Source organism: Bradyrhizobium nanningense (genome assembly GCF_004114535.1).
Classification (GTDB): domain Bacteria; phylum Pseudomonadota; class Alphaproteobacteria; order Rhizobiales; family Xanthobacteraceae; genus Bradyrhizobium; species Bradyrhizobium nanningense.
The window spans coordinates 1-16,054 of the sequence record NZ_LBJC01000064.1 but is presented as its reverse complement, the minus strand read 5'-3'; the positions used below and the strand labels follow the sequence as shown (position 1 = coordinate 16,054).

Genomic DNA, 16,054 nt, shown 5'->3' with positions numbered 1-16,054 from the left:
GCCACCTCCTGTCGCGCGGGCGGCGCCGCCTCCACCACCGCCGCCGCGCCCGGCAGCGCCTCCGCCGCGTCCGGCGGCGCCGCCGGCGGCGAAGAAGTGTCCGCCCAACCAGCCGAAGTGCTAGGGGACGGCCGGGTCTCCCTGAATGGAGCCTTTCGGGGGCGAAAACCCGCCCCCGAAAGACCCTTATTTCCTTGCTTCTGGCCGAAATGGCGCTATACAGCGCGCCATCTCACACGGAAACATGGCTCACAAGGCCGTCCGGTGGCAGCCGGGGCGAGAACGCTCCGGTTTGCTCACACGTTTCCGGAGGAACCAACCGGAGAATTAGAACGATGGCGCTACCCGATTTCACTATGCGTCAGCTGCTTGAAGCTGGCGTGCACTTTGGTCACCAGTCCCACCGCTGGAATCCGAAAATGGCTCCGTTCATTTTCGGCGCTCGCAACAACATCCACATCGTCGACCTCGCGCAGACCGTGCCGATGCTGCACACCGCCTTGCAGGCGGTCAGCGACACCGTTGCCAAGGGCGGCCGCATCCTATTCGTCGGCACCAAGCGCCAGGCGCAGGACGGCGTCGCGGACGCGGCCAAGCGCTGCGCCCAGTATTTCGTCAATTCGCGCTGGCTCGGCGGCACGCTGACCAACTGGAAGACGATCTCGGCCTCGATCAAGCGCCTGCGTCACCTCGACGACGTGCTGGCGGGCGGCGATGCCAGCTCCTACACCAAGAAGGAGCGCCTGACGCTTCAGCGCGAGCGCGACAAGCTCGACCGCTCGCTCGGCGGCATCAAGGACATGGGCGGTCTGCCCGACCTGATTTTCGTGATCGATACCAACAAGGAAGACATCGCGATCCAGGAGGCCCAGCGTCTCAACATTCCGGTCGCGGCGATCGTCGACACTAATTCGGACCCGAAGGGCATCACCTATGTGGTGCCGGGCAACGACGACGCCGGCCGTGCGATCGCGCTCTATTGCGATCTGATCGCGCGCGCAGCGATCGACGGCATCTCCCGTGCCCAGGGCGATTCGGGCATTGACGTCGGCGCGTCGGCCCGTCCACTCGCTGAGGATCTACCGGCGGCTTCGTCGAGCGGCTTCCAGGGGCTTGCAGGCCCGCGCGGCACCGCCGACGACCTCAAGAAGCTCCCGGGCGTGTCGGGTGCGATCGAGAAGAAGTTCAACGACCTCGGCATCTTCCACTACTGGCAGCTCGCCGAGCTCGATCACGACACCGCGCACACGATCGGCGAAGAAGTCGGGCTGCCGAGCCGCGCGGATGCCTGGGTGGCCAAGGCCAAGGCGCTGACCGCGGAAGCGGAATAGTCAAGAGAGCGATGGGTTGGCCGGACGGGATCCGGCCACCATTTCATTCAGTTGACGCGAATTCCTGAGATGGACCGCGGCGGGGCGCTTCGAAGCCATGCCGCGGCGAACCGGCAGGCACAAAGGATTTTCAACGATGGCAACGATCACAGCTGCGATGGTCAAGGACCTGCGCGAGTCGACTGGCGCGGGCATGATGGACTGCAAGGCCGCACTGACCGAAAACGACGGCAACATGGAAGCGGCGCAGGATTGGCTGCGCAAGAAGGGCTTGTCCAAGGCCGCCAAGAAGTCGGGCCGCGTCGCGGCGGAAGGCCTGATCGGCGCGCTCACCAAGGGCACCAAGGGCGTCGTGGTCGAGGTCAACTCCGAGACCGACTTCGTCGCGCGCAACGGTCAGTTCCAGGGTCTGGTCAAGATGATCGCCCAGGTCGCCTTCGACGTCGGCGCCGATGTCGAGAAGATCAAGGCCGCCAAGGTCGGTGACGTCACGGTCGAAGCCGCGATCAACGACGCGATCGCCACCATCGGCGAGAACATGACGCTGCGCCGTGCCGCTTCGCTCGAGGTGAGCCAGGGCGTCGTGGCGCACTACGTCCACGGTGCCGTCGTCGACGGCGCCGGCAAGATGGGTGTGATCGTGGCGCTGGAATCGCCGGGCAAGGCCGACGAGCTCGCAGCGCTCGGTCGCCAGATCGCGATGCATGTCGCCGCCGCCAACCCGCTCGCGCTCGATCCGTCCGGCCTCGATCCGGCGGTCGTCAAGCGCGAGAAGGACGTGCTCGCCGACAAATATCGCCAGCAGGGCAAGCCTGAGAACGTGATCGAGAAGATCGTCGAGTCCGGCCTCAAGACCTACTACAAGGAAGTCTGCCTGCTCGAGCAGGCCTTCATCCACGACACCGGCAAGTCGGTGGCGCAGGCGGTGAAGGAGGCCGAGGGCAAGGTCGGCGGCGCTGTGAAGATCGCGGGCTTTGTGCGCTATGCTCTCGGTGAGGGAATCGAGAAGCAGGAAAGCGACTTCGCGGCCGAGGTCGCCGCGGCCAGCGGCAAGAAGTAAGCGCCGGAACGTTCCTTCCGGCGTGCCGCCGGAAGCGGCGCCCGGACAAGGAAAGTGCTCATGACTGATCCGGTCTATCGTCGCGTCGTGATCAAGCTGTCCGGCGAATATCTCGCGGGACAGCAAGGCTTTGGCATCGACCAGCCGACCGTCGACCGGGTTGCGGACGATCTGATCGCGGCCCGCAAGCTCGGCACCGAGGTTGCGGTCGTGATCGGCGGCGGCAACATCGTGCGCGGCGTCGAGGTCTCCGCCCGCGGCGTGTCGCGCCCGACCGGCGACACCATGGGCATGCTCGCCACCATGATGAACTGCCTCGCGCTGGAAGCGGCGATCGAGCGCAAGGGCGCGCCGGCGCGCACGCTATCGGCCTTCGTCATGCCCGAGATTTCGGAGCTGTTCACGCGTACTGCGGCGCACAAATATCTGGCCGAAGGGCGCATCGTGCTGCTCGGCGGCGGAACCGGTAATCCGTTCTTCACCACCGATACGACCGCAGTGCTGCGCGCCGCCGAGATCGGCGCTCAGGCAGTGCTGAAGGCGACCAATGTCGACGGCGTCTACTCGGCCGATCCGAAGAAGGATCCCGCCGCCACGCGGTTTGACCGGCTGACCCATTCGCAGGCGATCGAGGGCGGTTACAAGGTGATGGATGCGACCGCCTTCGCGCTTGCCCGCGAGACGTCGCTGCCTATCATCGTATTCTCGATCGCAGAGCCGGGGTCGATCGGCGCGATTCTGCGCGGCGTCGGCCACGGAACCATCGTCGCCGGCTGACGGCTCATCTGGCGCGCCCGAAAGGGAAGGGCGCGGGAGCGGTCGCCGGGATTTTGAAGGAGAAACGTGATGCCCACGGGTAATTTCGACCTCAACGAAGTGAAGCGCCGCATGCAGGGCGCCGTCGCCTCGCTCAAGCACGAGCTCGGCGGCTTGCGGACGGGGCGTGCCTCCGCCTCGATGCTCGATCCGGTGCAGGTCGATGCCTATGGCAGTCACATGCCGCTCAACCAGCTCGCCACCGTCAGCGTGCCGGAGCCGCGCCTGATCTCGGTGCAGGTCTGGGACAAGTCGATGGTCAAGGCGGTGGAGAAGGCGATCGTCGATTCCAATCTCGGCCTGTCGCCCGCGACCGAGGGCCAGGTGCTGCGTCTGCGCATCCCCGAGCTCAACGAGGAGCGGCGCAAGGAGCTGGTGAAGGTCGCGCATAAATATGCGGAGGCCGCCAAGGTCGCCGCGCGCCACGTCCGCCGCGACGGTCTCGACGTCCTCAAGAAGCTCGAGAAGAATCACGAGATGTCGGAGGACGACCAGAAGCGTCACGCCGACGAGGTGCAGAAGGTGACTGACGGCACCATCGCCGAGATCGATCAGTTGCTGGCCGCCAAGGAAAAAGAAATCCTCACCGTTTAAGGCATCGCCTTCATGTCCAACGCCGCCGCGCCCGCAACGGAAGGCCCCGATCGGTCCGAGGCGCCCGCGCATGTCGCCATCATCATGGATGGCAACGGGCGTTGGGCGGCCGCGCGCGGTCTGCCGCGTGCGGAGGGGCATCGCCGCGGCGTCGAGGCGCTGCGCCGCGTGGTGCGTGCCTCGCATGAGCTTGGGATCCGCTATCTCACCATCTTCTCGTTCTCGTCGGAGAACTGGTCGCGCCCGGCGAGCGAGATCGGCGATCTCTTCGGCCTGCTGCGCCGCTTCATCCGCAACGATCTGGCGAGTCTGCATCGCGACGGCGTCAAGGTCCGCATCATCGGCGAGCGCGAGGGCCTCGATAGCGACATCTGCGCACTGCTCAACGAGGCTGAGGAGCTGACGCGCGACAACACGCGCCTCACGCTCGTCGTCGCCTTCAATTACGGCTCGCGGCAGGAGATCGCGAAAGCGGCGCAAAAGCTCGCCCGCGAGGTCGCGGAAGGAAAGCGCGATCCTGCTACGATCGACGCCGAGACGCTCGGGGCGCATCTCGATGCGCCCGACATTCCCGATCCCGATCTCATCATCCGCACCAGCGGCGAGCAGCGCCTGTCCAATTTCCTGATGTGGCAGGCCGCCTATAGCGAGCTCGTGTTCGTGCCGATCCACTGGCCCGATTTCGACAAGGCGGCGCTGGAAAGCGCGATCGCCGAATTCGCCAGGCGCGAGCGCCGTTTCGGCGGCCTGGTCGCGAAAACCGCCTCGTGAGCGAACACGATTCCGCACCTGCGGGCGCAAAGCCTGCCCCGAGCAATCTGGTGATGCGGGTCCTCGCAGCGCTGGTGCTGGCGCCGCTCGCCATTGCGATCGCTTATGCCGGCGGCTGGCTATGGGCACTGCTCGTCACCCTGGTGTCGATCGGGCTGTTCGCGGAATGGCTGACGGTGGTCGGTGCAGGCTCGGCCGCGCTGACCGGGGCAGGGACGGTCGTCATCGCCATGATGGGCGCCGCCGTCGCTTTTGGCGGGCTCAAGACCTCCGTCGTCGTTGGCCTCGTCGGCGGCGCGATCGTGACGCTGATCGCGCGCGGCAAGTTCATTTGGGCGGCAACCGGATTCGCCTACGCAGCAGCGGCGCTGCTGGCCTCGATCCTGGTCCGGAAGGATCTCGTCAACGGCTTCTCCGCGCTGATGTTCGTGCTGCTGGTGGTGTGGGCGACCGATATCGGTGGCTATTTCGCCGGCCGCAGCATTGGCGGGCCGAAGCTCTGGCCGCGCGTGAGCCCGAAAAAGACCTGGGCCGGCGCGGTCGGCGGCTTCGTGGCGAGCCTTGCGGTGGCCGGAGGTTTTGCCGCGTGCGGCGTCGGGAAGGCAGTTCCACTGCTCTTGGTCAGCGCCGTCCTGTCGGTCGTCTCGCAAGCGGGCGATCTGTTCGAATCCGCGGTAAAGCGACGCTTCGGCGTCAAGGATTCCAGTCACTTAATTCCCGGACATGGCGGGCTTATGGACCGCCTGGACGGTTTTGTCGCCGCCATCCTGGCGGCATGGATTATCGGCTTTCTCCGCCATGGTGTGCATAGCGCCGGAAGCGGTCTTATGGTTTGGTGAGGATATGAGCGCGGTCCCATTGCGAAACAACAAGGCTGCGGCGTCCAGCGTCCGTAGTGTCACGGTTCTCGGCGCCACCGGCTCGATCGGCGACAGCACGATGGACCTGCTGCGCGCCTCGCCCGAGCGCTATCGCGTCGAGGCGCTGACGGCGAACGGCAACGTCGAGGCGCTGGCAAAGCTCGCGAAGGAATTTTCCGCGCGTTACGTCGCGATTGCCGACACCTCCAAGTTCGCCGAACTCAAGGCCGCGCTCGCGGGGACGGGCACGGAGTGCGGTGCCGGCGAAAGCGCGGTGATCGAAGCCGGCGCGCGTCCGGCTGATTGGGTGATGGCGGCCGTGAGCGGCGCTGCCGGATTAAAGCCGGCGCTGGCGGCGGTCGATCGCGGCGCGCATGTGGCTCTCGCCAACAAGGAATGTTTGGTTTGCGCCGGTGATTTCTTCATGCAGCGTGCGGCCAAGGCGGGCGCCTGCATCCTGCCGGCCGATTCCGAGCACAACGCGCTGTTCCAGGCCTTGGCATCGGGTAATCGCGATGAACTGGTCCGCGTCATCATCACGGCGTCGGGCGGTCCGTTCCGCACCTGGAAGCCCGCCGACATCGAGCAGGCCACGCTCGAGCAGGCCCTGAAGCACCCGAACTGGAGCATGGGCCAGAAGATCACGATCGATTCCGCCTCGATGATGAACAAGGGGCTCGAGGTGATCGAGGCGTCCTATCTGTTCGCGCTCGCGCCCGACGAGATCGACGTCCTCGTGCATCCGCAGTCCATCATCCACGGCATGGTCGAGTTCTCCGACCGTTCGGTGATGGCTCAGCTCGGCGCGCCCGACATGCGAACGCCGATTGCGCATTGCCTCGGCTGGCCCGACCGGATCAAAGGGCCGGCTGCTAAGCTCGATCTGGCCAAGATCGGCCAGCTGACTTTCGAAGCCCCCGATTTCGAGCGCTTCCCCGGGCTGCGCCTGGCTTTCGATTCGCTCCGGACCGGGAAGGGGGCGACCACCGTCTACAACGCGGCCAACGAGGTCGCGGTCGCCGCGTTCATCGCCGGCAAGATCCGGTTCGGCGCGATTGCGCGGCTGGTCGAGGCCACACTGGATGACTGGATTCGCAGCGGGAACCAGGCACCGCTGACATCCGCCGACGATGCAATCTCTGTTGACCATGTTGCGCGAAATAGGGCTGCCGCCCTATTGCCTCAAATTGCCTTAAAGGCATCCTAGTTGGTTCGGACCAGGGCCTTGCGGCGCTGGATGAGGGAATTCGATGATCGACTTTTTTACCCATAGTTTCAATACGTTGAGCCATGGGCTCCTCGGCTACGCGGTTCCCTTTCTGTTCGTCCTGACGATCGTCGTGTTCTTCCACGAGCTCGGCCATTTTTTGGTCGCGCGCTGGGCCGGCGTGCGCGTCTTGACCTTTTCGCTCGGTTTCGGACCTGAGCTGGTCGGTTTCAACGACCGCCACGGCACCCGCTGGAAGATCTCGGCGATCCCGCTCGGCGGCTACGTCAAGTTCTTCGGCGACGAGAGCGAGGCCTCGACCCCGTCCGCGCAGACGCTTGCGGCCATGTCGGCCGAGGAGCGCGCCGGCAGCTTCCACCACAAGAAGGTCGCCCCGCGCGCCGCCATCGTCGCCGCCGGACCGATCGCTAACTTTATTCTGGGCGCGCTGATTTTCGCCGGCATGGCGCTGTATTACGGCAAACCGAGCACGATCGCGCGCGTCGACGGCGTGGTCGCCGACGGCGCCGCGGCCGCGGCGGGTTTCAAGGTCGGGGACGTCGTCGTCCAGATCGACGGCAAGCCGATCGAGAGCTTTGCCGACATGCAGCGAATCGTTGCGATGAATGCGGGTTCGGCGCTTGCCTTCCAGGTGAAGCGGGACGGAACCATCGTGTCGCTGACGGCAACCCCGGCGCTGCTCGAGCGCAAGGATCCGTTCGGCAATAGCCACCGTCTCGGCGTGCTCGGCGTCGAGCACAAGGCGCAGGCCGGAGAGGCCTCGACCGCGCCGGTCGGCATCGGCGAGGCGCTCAAGATCGGGGTCGAGCAGGTCTGGTTCATCATCACCAGCACCTTCAAGTTCCTGGGCTCGCTGTTCGTCGGGAACGGCAATCCCAACGAGGTCAGCGGCGTCCTGGGAATCGCGAAGATGTCGGGGCAGGCGGCCAGCGCCGGGTTCCAGTTCGTGATCAATCTGTGCGCAGTGCTGTCGGTGTCGATCGGCCTGTTGAACCTGTTCCCGATTCCGCTGCTCGATGGCGGTCACCTTATGTTCTATGCGGCGGAGGTGATCCGTGGCCGCCCCCTGTCCGAGCGGACTCAGGAAATGGGGTTCCGAATCGGGCTCGGCTTGGTGCTGATGCTGATGGTGTTTGCGACCTACAACGACATCCTGCGAATGGCCGCATCTTGATGGAGGCTTTTTTGTGGCGTTGCTGTTGAGCAACGTCTTGGAATGAAATTGAAATCACGACGCTTTCGGCCGTTTGCGGCGTCGGCGAAATTGGCTACAAGCGGCCTCGACTTGGGGAATCTCCGGACCGGCGTTGGGATGGGTCTGGCACGGAATGATAAGGGCGCGTTGCGCGATGAAGTTTGGACTGCGACTCCGGGGGGGCTTGCTCGCAACCCTGATCATGTTCGGCGCGCCGGTGGTTGCCCCGGTCGGGGCTGTTTTCGTGTCTTCGTCTGCGCTCGCTCAGACCGTTCAGTCGATTTCCGTCGAAGGGAATCGCCGCGTCGAGGTGGAGACGATCCGCTCCTATTTCAAGCCGGGTCCGGGCGGTCGCCTGGATCAAGGCGCCATCGACGACGGCCTCAAGGCGCTGATCGAGACCGGCCTGTTCCAGGACGTCAGGATCAACCGCGGTGCCGGCGGCCAGATCGTCGTCTCCGTGGTGGAAAACCCGGTGATCGGCCGGATTGCCTTCGAGGGCAACAAGAAGATCAAGGACGAGCAGCTCACCACTGAGGTCCAGTCCAAGGCGCGCGGCACCTTCTCCCGCGCCATGGTGCAGTCCGACACGCTGCGAATCGCCGAAATCTATCGCCGGTCCGGTCGCTACGACGTGCGCGTCACGCCCGAGATCATCGAGCAGCCGAACAACCGCGTCGATCTCATCTTCACGATCGAGGAGGGCGCCAAGACCGGCGTCAAGTCGATCGACTTCGTCGGCAACAACGCGTTCTCGTCCTACCGCCTCAGGGACGTCATCAAGACGCGCGAATCGAACCTGCTGAGCTTCCTCGCCAGCGGTGACATCTACGATCCCGACCGCGTCGAAGCCGACCGCGACCTGATCCGCCGCTTCTATCTCAAGAACGGTTACGCCGACGTCCAAGTGGTGGCTGCGCTCACCGAATACGATCCGGAGAAGAAGGGCTTCAACGTCACCTTCAAGATCGAGGAAGGCGCTCAATATCGCGTCGGTGCGGTCGACTTCCGCTCCAGCATTGCGAACTTCGATCCATCCTCGATGCGCGGTTATTCGCGTGTCCATGCCGGCTCGCTCTACAACGTCGAATCGGTCGAGAAGTCGGTCGAGGAGATGCAGATCGAGGCCTCGCGCCGCGGTTACGCCTTCGCCGTGGTCCGGCCGGGCGGCGACCGCAACTTCGAGGCGCACACCGTCTCCGTCGTGTTCAACATCGACGAGGGCCCGCGCACCTATATCGAGCGCATCAACCTGCGCGGCAACACCCGGACGCGAGACTACGTGATCCGCCGCGAGTTCGACATCTCGGAGGGCGATGCCTACAACCGCGCCCTGGTCGACCGTGCCGAACGGCGCCTGAAGAACCTCGACTACTTCAAGAGCGTGAAGATCACGACGGAGCCCGGCTCGTCGAGCGATCGCGTGATCCTGATCGTCGACATGGAAGAGAAATCGACCGGCGACTTCTCGATCTCGGGCGGTTACTCCACCACTGACGGCGCGCTGGCCGAAGTCTCGATCTCCGAGCGCAACCTGCTCGGCCGCGGCCTGTTCGCCAAGGCGTCGGTAACCTATGGCCAGTATGCACGCGGCTACTCGCTGTCGTTCGTCGAGCCGTATCTGCTCGACTACCGCGTCGCGCTCGGCCTCGACCTCTATCAGCGCCAGCAGCTGTCCAACAGCTACATCTCCTACGGCACCAAGACGCTCGGCTTCTCGCCGCGCCTCGGCTTCTCCCTGCGTGAAGATCTGTCGCTGCAGCTGCGCTACTCGATCTATCAGCAGGAAATCACGCTGCCGTACTACCTGGCGAACTGTAACAACAATATCGGCACCTCGGCGTTCAACCCGAGCCCGGCCTTCGCCGCCGCCAACGGCATCGACCTGAGCTCGAGCAACGGCCTCGGCTGCTACAGCGACGGCGAAGCTTCGCTGCCGGTGCGCAGGGAGCTTGCCAACGGCAAGACCCTGACCTCGGCGCTCGGCTACACGCTGACCTACAACACGCTGGACAACAACAAGAACCCGACCGACGGTCTGCTCGTCGACTTCCGCCAGGATTTCGCCGGCGTCGGCGGCGACGTCACCTACCTGAAGTCCGTGATCGACGCGAAGTACTATACTCCGCTGGTGTCTGACATCGTCGGCCTCGTCCGCGTGCAGAGCGGCATGCTGAACAAGATCGGCAGCGATCTGCGCATGCTCGATCACTTCCAGATGGGCTCGAACCTCGTCCGCGGCTTTGCCCCGAACGGCATCGGTCCGCGCGATTTGAACCCGTTCGGTTCGCGGGATGCGCTCGGCGGCACTCAGTACTGGGGCGCTTCGCTCGAATTGCAGATGCCGTTCTGGTTCCTGCCGAAGGAAGTGGGTCTGAAGGGCGCGGTTTATGCCGACGCCGGCGGTCTCTATGACTATAAGGGACCGACGAGCTGGACGGCGACCAATGAGGTCAATGCGCCGGGCTGTATCCCATCGACCATCAATCCGTCGACGTCCGCAGGCACCTGTACCGGCCTCATCTACGACGACAGCAAGGTCGTCCGTTCCTCGGTTGGTGTCGGCCTGATCTGGCAGTCGCCGTTCGGTCCGCTGCGCTTCGACTACGCCGTGCCACTCAGCAAGGGCAAGTACGATCGCGTCCAGGAGTTCCGGTTCGGCGGCGGTACCACGTTCTAGTTCGATCAGCACGGCACGATCCGGATCAATGGAGCCGGTTTCCGAAAGGGATCGTGCCATTCCAAGAGATGGGGCATGATGCGGCCTGACCGCTTCATGCCGAAGCCGGACCGCGACGGGGTGGAATGGCGCAGCCGATCTTCTTCACAAAGCCGCCTGCCTCAGCGCTGGCAGACATTGCCGCGCTGGCCAAGGCTGAGCTGGTCGATCCCGGCAGGGGCGGCCACATCATCACGGGCCTTGCTTCGCTCGACGAAGCGGGCCCGATGCATCTGGCGTTCTTCGACAACCTCAAATATGCCGATGAGGTCGAGGCGACCAAGGCCGGCGCTTGCCTGGTCAGCCCGCGCTTCGAGGCCCAAGTGCCCGCCCATGTGGCCGTGCTGCGGGTGGCGCAGCCGTTCCGGGCCTTCGTCAGGATCGCGCGGGAATGGCACGGCGACGCGCTGAGGCCGCAATCATGGGTCGGCAATGACGGTGTCGCACCGTCGGCGATCATCGATCCCTCGGCCCGGCTCGAGGATGGCGTGATTGTTGATCCCCTGGCGGTGATCGGCCCGGATGTGGAGATCGGCAGCGGCACGGTGATCGGCGTCGGGGCGGTGATCGGTCCCGGGGTCAAGATCGGCCGGGACTGCAACGTCGGCGCCCGCACCGCGATCCAGTGTACCCTGATCGGCAACAACGTGCTGATCCATCCCGGCTGCTCGATCGGCCAGGACGGCTACGGCTTCATCTTCTTCGGCCCCGAGGGCCATCTGAAGGTGCCGCAGACCGGCCGGGTGCTGATCCAGAACGACGTCGAGGTCGGCGCCGGGACCACGATCGACCGCGGCAGCTTACGGGACACCGTGATCGGCGAGGGGACTAAAATCGACAATCAGGTCCAGATCGGCCACAATGTGACGATTGGCCGGCACTGTCTGCTAGCGGCCCAGATCGGCCTCGCCGGCAGCCTGACCATCGGCGACAACGTAGCGCTGGGAGCAAAGGTTGGCATCAACAACCACCTCAAGATCGGCGATGGGGCCCAGGTGACCGCGATGAGCGGCGTCAAGGACGACATCCCGCCGGGCGGACGCTGGGGTGGCTTCTTTGCCAAGCCGACCAAGCAATGGTTCAAGGAGATCATCGCGGTGGAGCGCCTGGTACGCGATAGCAAGGCCGACGCGAAGGACGAGGGACGGGAATGACGGCGGAATCACCTGTGAAGTTCGAGCTGGTGGATATCAACGCGATCCTCCAGACCCTGCCGCACCGTTTTCCGATGCTGCTGATCGACCGCGTGATCAACATCCGCGCCGACTATAGCGGCATCGGCATCAAGAACGTCACCTTCAACGAGCCGGCGTTCCAGGGGCATTTCCCGGAGCGCCCGGTCTATCCCGGCGTGATGATGATCGAGGCGATGGCGCAGACGGCAGGCGTGATTGGCATCAAGTCGGTCGAAGGCACCGAGAAGCCGCGCGCGGTCTATTTTCTCACCATCGACAAGTGCAAGTTCCGCAAGCCGGTGCTGCCCGGTGACACCATCGAGTATCACATGCGCTCGCTCGGCCGCCGCAAGGCCATGTGGTGGTTTCACGGCGATGCCAAGGTCAACGGGCAGGTGGTTGCGGAAGCCGATGTCGGCGCCATGCTGACGGACTGAGCGGCTTCGTTCCCCGCGGGACGGGGCTCACGCGCTGCAATCGTAGCGGCGGCCGGCGGCCTCGCGCCGGATATGCCGGTTGAAGAACTGGCCCATGGACGGCGCGCCCAGAAGCTGGTCGACCGTCTTGGCCGCGACGCCGCAATAGCGCGCATCGAAGCCGCCCGTCGCGACGACGAGATCGTGCCGCGTGGGATCGTAACAGACGCGCTGGAGCACCGTGCTGCGATTGATGTCGCGGCATTCGAATGTCCCGAGATCGATCGTTCGGCGATCGTCGGTCTCCACCGTCTCGGATACGATCGGCGTGGCGACGAGCTGTGCGAGCAGAACTGCCAAGGCCCTGACCACGAATGCTGAAGCTCCGCATGAACTTGCTGACGGACCGGGACGGCCGCCTCATCCGATACTTGAAACACGGCGAGATGATACGTCACTGGACAGGCCGGGCATAGACGCGCTAACCACCGGAAAACCGAACGACTTCAACACATAATCAGAACTTCCTAACGAGTAAGATTGCTTGATGAGCAAGATTGATCCCACCGCACGGGTCGCGGACGGCGCCGTGATCGGCGAGGGCACCGAGATCGGGCCCTATTGCATCATCGGCCCGAATGTCGTGATCGGCGCGAACTGCAGGCTGATCGGGCAGGTCACAATCATCGGCCACACTTCAGTCGGCGACGGCTGTGTGATCTCACCGTTTGTGGTGCTCGGCGGTGCGCCCCAGGATCTCAGCTACAAGGGTGAGCCGACCACGCTCGAGATCGGTTCCGGCTGTACCATTCGTGAAGGTGCGACGATGAACGTCGGCACCGTCAAGGGCGGTGGGAAGACGCGCGTCGGCAGCGGCGGCTACTTCATGAACAACAGCCATGTCGGCCATGATTGCATGGTCGGCGACAACGTGATCTTCGCGACGTCGGCGACGCTCGGGGGCCATTGCGAGATCGGCGACGCCGTCTATATCGGCGGCCTGTCCGCGGTGCATCAGTTCACGCGCATCGGCCCGTATGTGATGGTTGGCGGCGTCTGCGGCGTGCGCGACGACGTCATCCCGTACGGACTGGTCAACGGTCAGTACGCGGTGCTGGAGAGCCTTAACCTGATTGGGATGAAGCGGCGCAAGTTCACCAAGCAGCGGCTGGCGACGGTGCGTGGGTTCTACCAAAAGCTCTTCCACGGCCCCGGCACCTTCGCCGCGCGGCTGGAAGCCTGCAGGCCGCTCGCGGGCGAAGATCCGGCGATCGCCGAGATCCTCGACTTCATCGGCAAGGGCAAACGCCCGCTCTGCCTTCCCGCCATCGCGAAGTGACTTTGCAATGGCCCCGGGCATGACATCGGCGGCGTCAGAGATTTCTTCGCCGGTCGGCATCGTCGCCGGCGGCGGTGCCATGCCGTTCGCGGTCGCCGACTCGCTTGCCGCCCGCGGCATCACCCCGGTGCTGTTCCCGCTGCGGGGGGCCTGCGATCCGGCGCGGGTGGAGAAATTCCGTCACCGCTGGATTTCGGTCGGCCAGCTCGGCCGCGCCATGCGGCTGTTTCGCGAGGAAGGCTGCCGCGACCTGATCTTCATCGGAACGCTGGTGCGCCCCTCGCTCGCGGAGATCCGGTTCGACGTCAAGACGTTGCGCCTGCTCGGCAACGTCATCCGCGCCTTCCGCGGCGGCGACGATCATCTCTTGTCCGGCGTCGGCCGCCTCCTCGAGCAGGACGGCTTTCGCATGGTCGGCATCAAGGACGTCGCCCCGGATCTTCTGATGCCCGAGGGCTGCATCAGTCGCGCCTGGCCGAACGACAACAGCAAGACCGACATCGAGCGGGGCCGTGCGGTGCTGGCCGCGCTCGGTCCCTTCGACATCGGCCAAGCCGCGGTGGTGATCGACGGGCATGTGGTGGCGGTCGAGGACATCGAGGGCACCGACGCGCTGCTCGCGCGCGTCGCGCGGCTGCGCGAGGAGGGCCGTATTCGCGCGGCCGCCGGCCGCGGCGTGCTGGTGAAGGCGCCGAAGAGCGGCCAGGATCTGCGCTTTGACCTGCCGACGATCGGTCCGCGCACGCTCGAAGGTGTTGCCGCCGCAGGGCTCGCCGGCATCGCCGTCATCGCCGGTAACACCATCGCCGCCGAGCCGCAGGCGATGATCGCGCTGGCCGACGCGAAATATCTCTTCGTCATCGGCTTGCCGGCGTGATGCAGCCACGCGATCCCAAGCGCAAGATCTTCCTGATCGCCACGGAGGAATCCGGCGACCGGCTCGGCAGCGCCTTGATGAAGGTGCTGCGCCAACGCCTCGGCGACGGCGTCGAATTCGCAGGCGTCGGCGGCCGCACCATGGCGCGCGAGGGGCTGGTATCGCTGTTTCCGATCGAGGAGCTGTCGATCGTCGGTTTCGCCGCGGTGATGCAGCAATTGCCGAAGATCCTGCGGTTGATCCGCAACACAGCGGACGCCGTGATTGAGGCGGTGCCCGACGCGCTCATCATCATCGACAGTCCGGATTTCACGCATCGCGTCGCCCGCCGCGTGCGCGCGAAGAATTCCGCGATTCCCGTGGTCGATTACGTCTCGCCGCAGCTTTGGGCGTGGCGGCCGGGACGGGCGCGGACCATGCTCGGCTATGTCGACCACGTTCTCGGTCTCCTGCCGTTCGAGCCCGAGGAATACCGCAAGCTCGGCGGACCGCCATGCAGCTATGTCGGCCATCCCCTGATCGAGCAATTGTCCTCGCTGCGGCCGAATGCGGAGGAGCAGACACGCCGCAACACTGAGCCGCCGGTGCTGCTGGTGCTGCCCGGCAGCCGTCGCAGCGAGGTCAGGCACCACCTCAATGTGTTCGGCGCAACGCTCGGCCGCTTGCAGGCGGAAGGCCACGCCTTCGAGCTGATGCTGCCGACCATGCCGCATCTGGAAGCGACCATCCGCGAAGGCATCGCGAATTGGCCGGTCAAGCCGCAGATCGTGATCGGTGAGAACGAGAAGCGCGCCGCGTTCCGCATCGCGCGTGCGGCGCTGGCCAAATCCGGCACGGTGACGCTGGAGCTTGCGCTATCAGGCATTCCCATGGTGACGGCCTATCGCGTCGGCGCGATCGAGGCCTTCATCCTGCGCCGCGCCATCCGCGTCTCCTCGGTGATCCTTGCCAATCTCGTGATCGGCAAGGATGTCATTCCGGAGTTCCTGCAGGAGGAGTGCATGCCGGACAAGCTGGCGCCCGCGCTCACTGATGTGCTGACGGATTCTCCGCTGCGGCGACAGCAGGTCGAGGCCTTTGCCCAGCTCGACACCATCATGTCGACCGGCAACAAGTCACCGAGCGTGCTGGCCGCGGACATCGTGCTGGCGACGATGCGCAAGGGCGGGGGAACGAGCTAGGCTAGGCGCGCCTCGCAAGCGTCGGCTTGCAGCGGCCCGGCGGAAGTTACTTGATTCGGCCGCGATCGGCTCCAAGCAGAGGTTAAGCTGTTCGCGCGGCAAGCCGCTAATGTGGCCGTGCCGCCATTGCGCACAAGTTGGCTATCTAATTGGAAGTTCTGTGTCCGAAACGCCGGATCCAGAAATTGGTCCGGAGCAGCCTAATAGTGCTGCGATGTTGGCTATTCTGCTGCCAATCTTAAACGATATCGAAGCGGTGCCCGATTCCGTGCGTATCCTCAGTACGTGTGCAGCAATGAACCAATCGTCTGCTTTTGTGCCTGCCGCCAACACTGCCTCCCGAGGTTCAAGGCCTTGATGTTAGTTCCTACGCATGTGAGGAGGTTCATGCTCGCTTGCGGATCGTGTCCCGTGGCGTGGTGTAGCTGAGTGCGGGTCACCACGTTCGCCGGTTTGGGCCGGATCGGTCAGCTGGCGATTGCCGGGAAGCTG

The 16,054-nt window shown here is 64.8% G+C and carries 15 protein-coding genes; 14 read left to right on the top strand and 1 reads right to left on the bottom strand.

Annotated features, from left to right (window positions below; all coding sequences use genetic code 11):
- Nucleotides 1–335: 335 nt before the first annotated feature.
- The 11 genes from XH84_RS32110 to fabZ all read left to right on the top strand — a co-directional run bounded on the left by XH84_RS32110 (nucleotide 336) and on the right by fabZ (nucleotide 12,186).
- Nucleotides 336–1,331: a 30S ribosomal protein S2 gene (locus tag XH84_RS32110; protein WP_128919326.1), complete on the top strand. Its 996-nt coding sequence runs from the start codon at nucleotides 336–338 to the stop codon at nucleotides 1,329–1,331.
- A 136-nt stretch (nucleotides 1,332–1,467) separates the two neighbouring features.
- Nucleotides 1,468–2,391, top strand: coding sequence for a translation elongation factor Ts (gene tsf, locus XH84_RS32105; RefSeq protein ID WP_128919327.1), 924 nt, complete (start codon nucleotides 1,468–1,470; stop codon nucleotides 2,389–2,391).
- A gap of 60 nt (nucleotides 2,392–2,451) precedes the next feature.
- Nucleotides 2,452–3,168, top strand: coding sequence for a UMP kinase (gene pyrH, locus XH84_RS32100; RefSeq protein ID WP_128919328.1), 717 nt, complete (start codon nucleotides 2,452–2,454; stop codon nucleotides 3,166–3,168).
- 69 nt (nucleotides 3,169–3,237) lie between these two features.
- Nucleotides 3,238–3,801: a ribosome recycling factor gene (gene frr / locus XH84_RS32095; protein ID WP_128919329.1), complete on the top strand. Its 564-nt coding sequence runs from the start codon at nucleotides 3,238–3,240 to the stop codon at nucleotides 3,799–3,801.
- 12 nt (nucleotides 3,802–3,813) lie between these two features.
- Complete coding sequence (locus tag XH84_RS32090; protein ID WP_128919330.1) at nucleotides 3,814–4,572, top strand: isoprenyl transferase; 759 nt, start codon at nucleotides 3,814–3,816, stop codon at nucleotides 4,570–4,572.
- Nucleotides 4,569–5,411 (top strand): phosphatidate cytidylyltransferase, encoded by an 843-nt coding sequence (locus XH84_RS32085; RefSeq protein WP_128919331.1) that lies wholly within the window; start codon nucleotides 4,569–4,571, stop codon nucleotides 5,409–5,411. Before XH84_RS32090 ends, XH84_RS32085 begins: the two co-directional genes overlap by 4 nt.
- Nucleotides 5,412–5,415: 4 nt before the next feature.
- Nucleotides 5,416–6,639 (top strand): 1-deoxy-D-xylulose-5-phosphate reductoisomerase, encoded by a 1,224-nt coding sequence (dxr, locus tag XH84_RS32080; protein ID WP_128919332.1) that lies wholly within the window; start codon nucleotides 5,416–5,418, stop codon nucleotides 6,637–6,639.
- A gap of 43 nt (nucleotides 6,640–6,682) precedes the next feature.
- Complete coding sequence (rseP, locus tag XH84_RS32075) at nucleotides 6,683–7,834, top strand: RIP metalloprotease RseP (RefSeq protein WP_128919333.1); 1,152 nt, start codon at nucleotides 6,683–6,685, stop codon at nucleotides 7,832–7,834.
- A gap of 175 nt (nucleotides 7,835–8,009) precedes the next feature.
- A complete protein-coding gene (gene bamA / locus XH84_RS32070) occupies nucleotides 8,010–10,535 on the top strand; it encodes an outer membrane protein assembly factor BamA (protein ID WP_128919334.1) in 2,526 nt (841 codons plus the stop codon).
- Between the two features lie 125 nt (nucleotides 10,536–10,660).
- Entirely contained in the window at nucleotides 10,661–11,728 is a 1,068-nt protein-coding gene (gene lpxD, locus XH84_RS32065; protein ID WP_128919335.1) for a UDP-3-O-(3-hydroxymyristoyl)glucosamine N-acyltransferase, read from the top strand.
- Nucleotides 11,725–12,186 (top strand): 3-hydroxyacyl-ACP dehydratase FabZ, encoded by a 462-nt coding sequence (fabZ, locus tag XH84_RS32060; RefSeq protein WP_024341283.1) that lies wholly within the window; start codon nucleotides 11,725–11,727, stop codon nucleotides 12,184–12,186. Before lpxD ends, fabZ begins: the two co-directional genes overlap by 4 nt.
- 27 nt (nucleotides 12,187–12,213) lie before the next feature.
- Here the strand turns inward: fabZ and XH84_RS32055 are convergent, their stop codons facing one another.
- On the bottom strand, nucleotides 12,214–12,537 hold the full coding sequence (locus XH84_RS32055; protein ID WP_128919336.1) for a KTSC domain-containing protein: 324 nt from the start codon (nucleotides 12,535–12,537) through the stop codon (nucleotides 12,214–12,216).
- A 175-nt stretch (nucleotides 12,538–12,712) separates the two neighbouring features.
- On the opposite strand from XH84_RS32055, the gene lpxA reads away from it, so the two are divergent.
- Genes lpxA through lpxB form a run of 3 tightly spaced genes read left to right on the top strand, consistent with a single transcriptional unit; the run spans nucleotide 12,713 to nucleotide 15,562 of the window.
- Complete coding sequence (gene lpxA, locus XH84_RS32050; RefSeq protein ID WP_128948552.1) at nucleotides 12,713–13,504, top strand: acyl-ACP--UDP-N-acetylglucosamine O-acyltransferase; 792 nt, start codon at nucleotides 12,713–12,715, stop codon at nucleotides 13,502–13,504.
- 19 nt (nucleotides 13,505–13,523) lie between these two features.
- Nucleotides 13,524–14,381: an LpxI family protein gene (locus XH84_RS32045; RefSeq protein WP_164936260.1), complete on the top strand. Its 858-nt coding sequence runs from the start codon at nucleotides 13,524–13,526 to the stop codon at nucleotides 14,379–14,381.
- On the top strand, nucleotides 14,378–15,562 hold the full coding sequence (gene lpxB, locus XH84_RS32040) for a lipid-A-disaccharide synthase (RefSeq protein ID WP_128919339.1): 1,185 nt from the start codon (nucleotides 14,378–14,380) through the stop codon (nucleotides 15,560–15,562). The genes XH84_RS32045 and lpxB overlap by 4 nt, the downstream gene beginning before the upstream one ends.
- The last annotated feature ends 492 nt before the right edge of the window (nucleotides 15,563–16,054 follow it).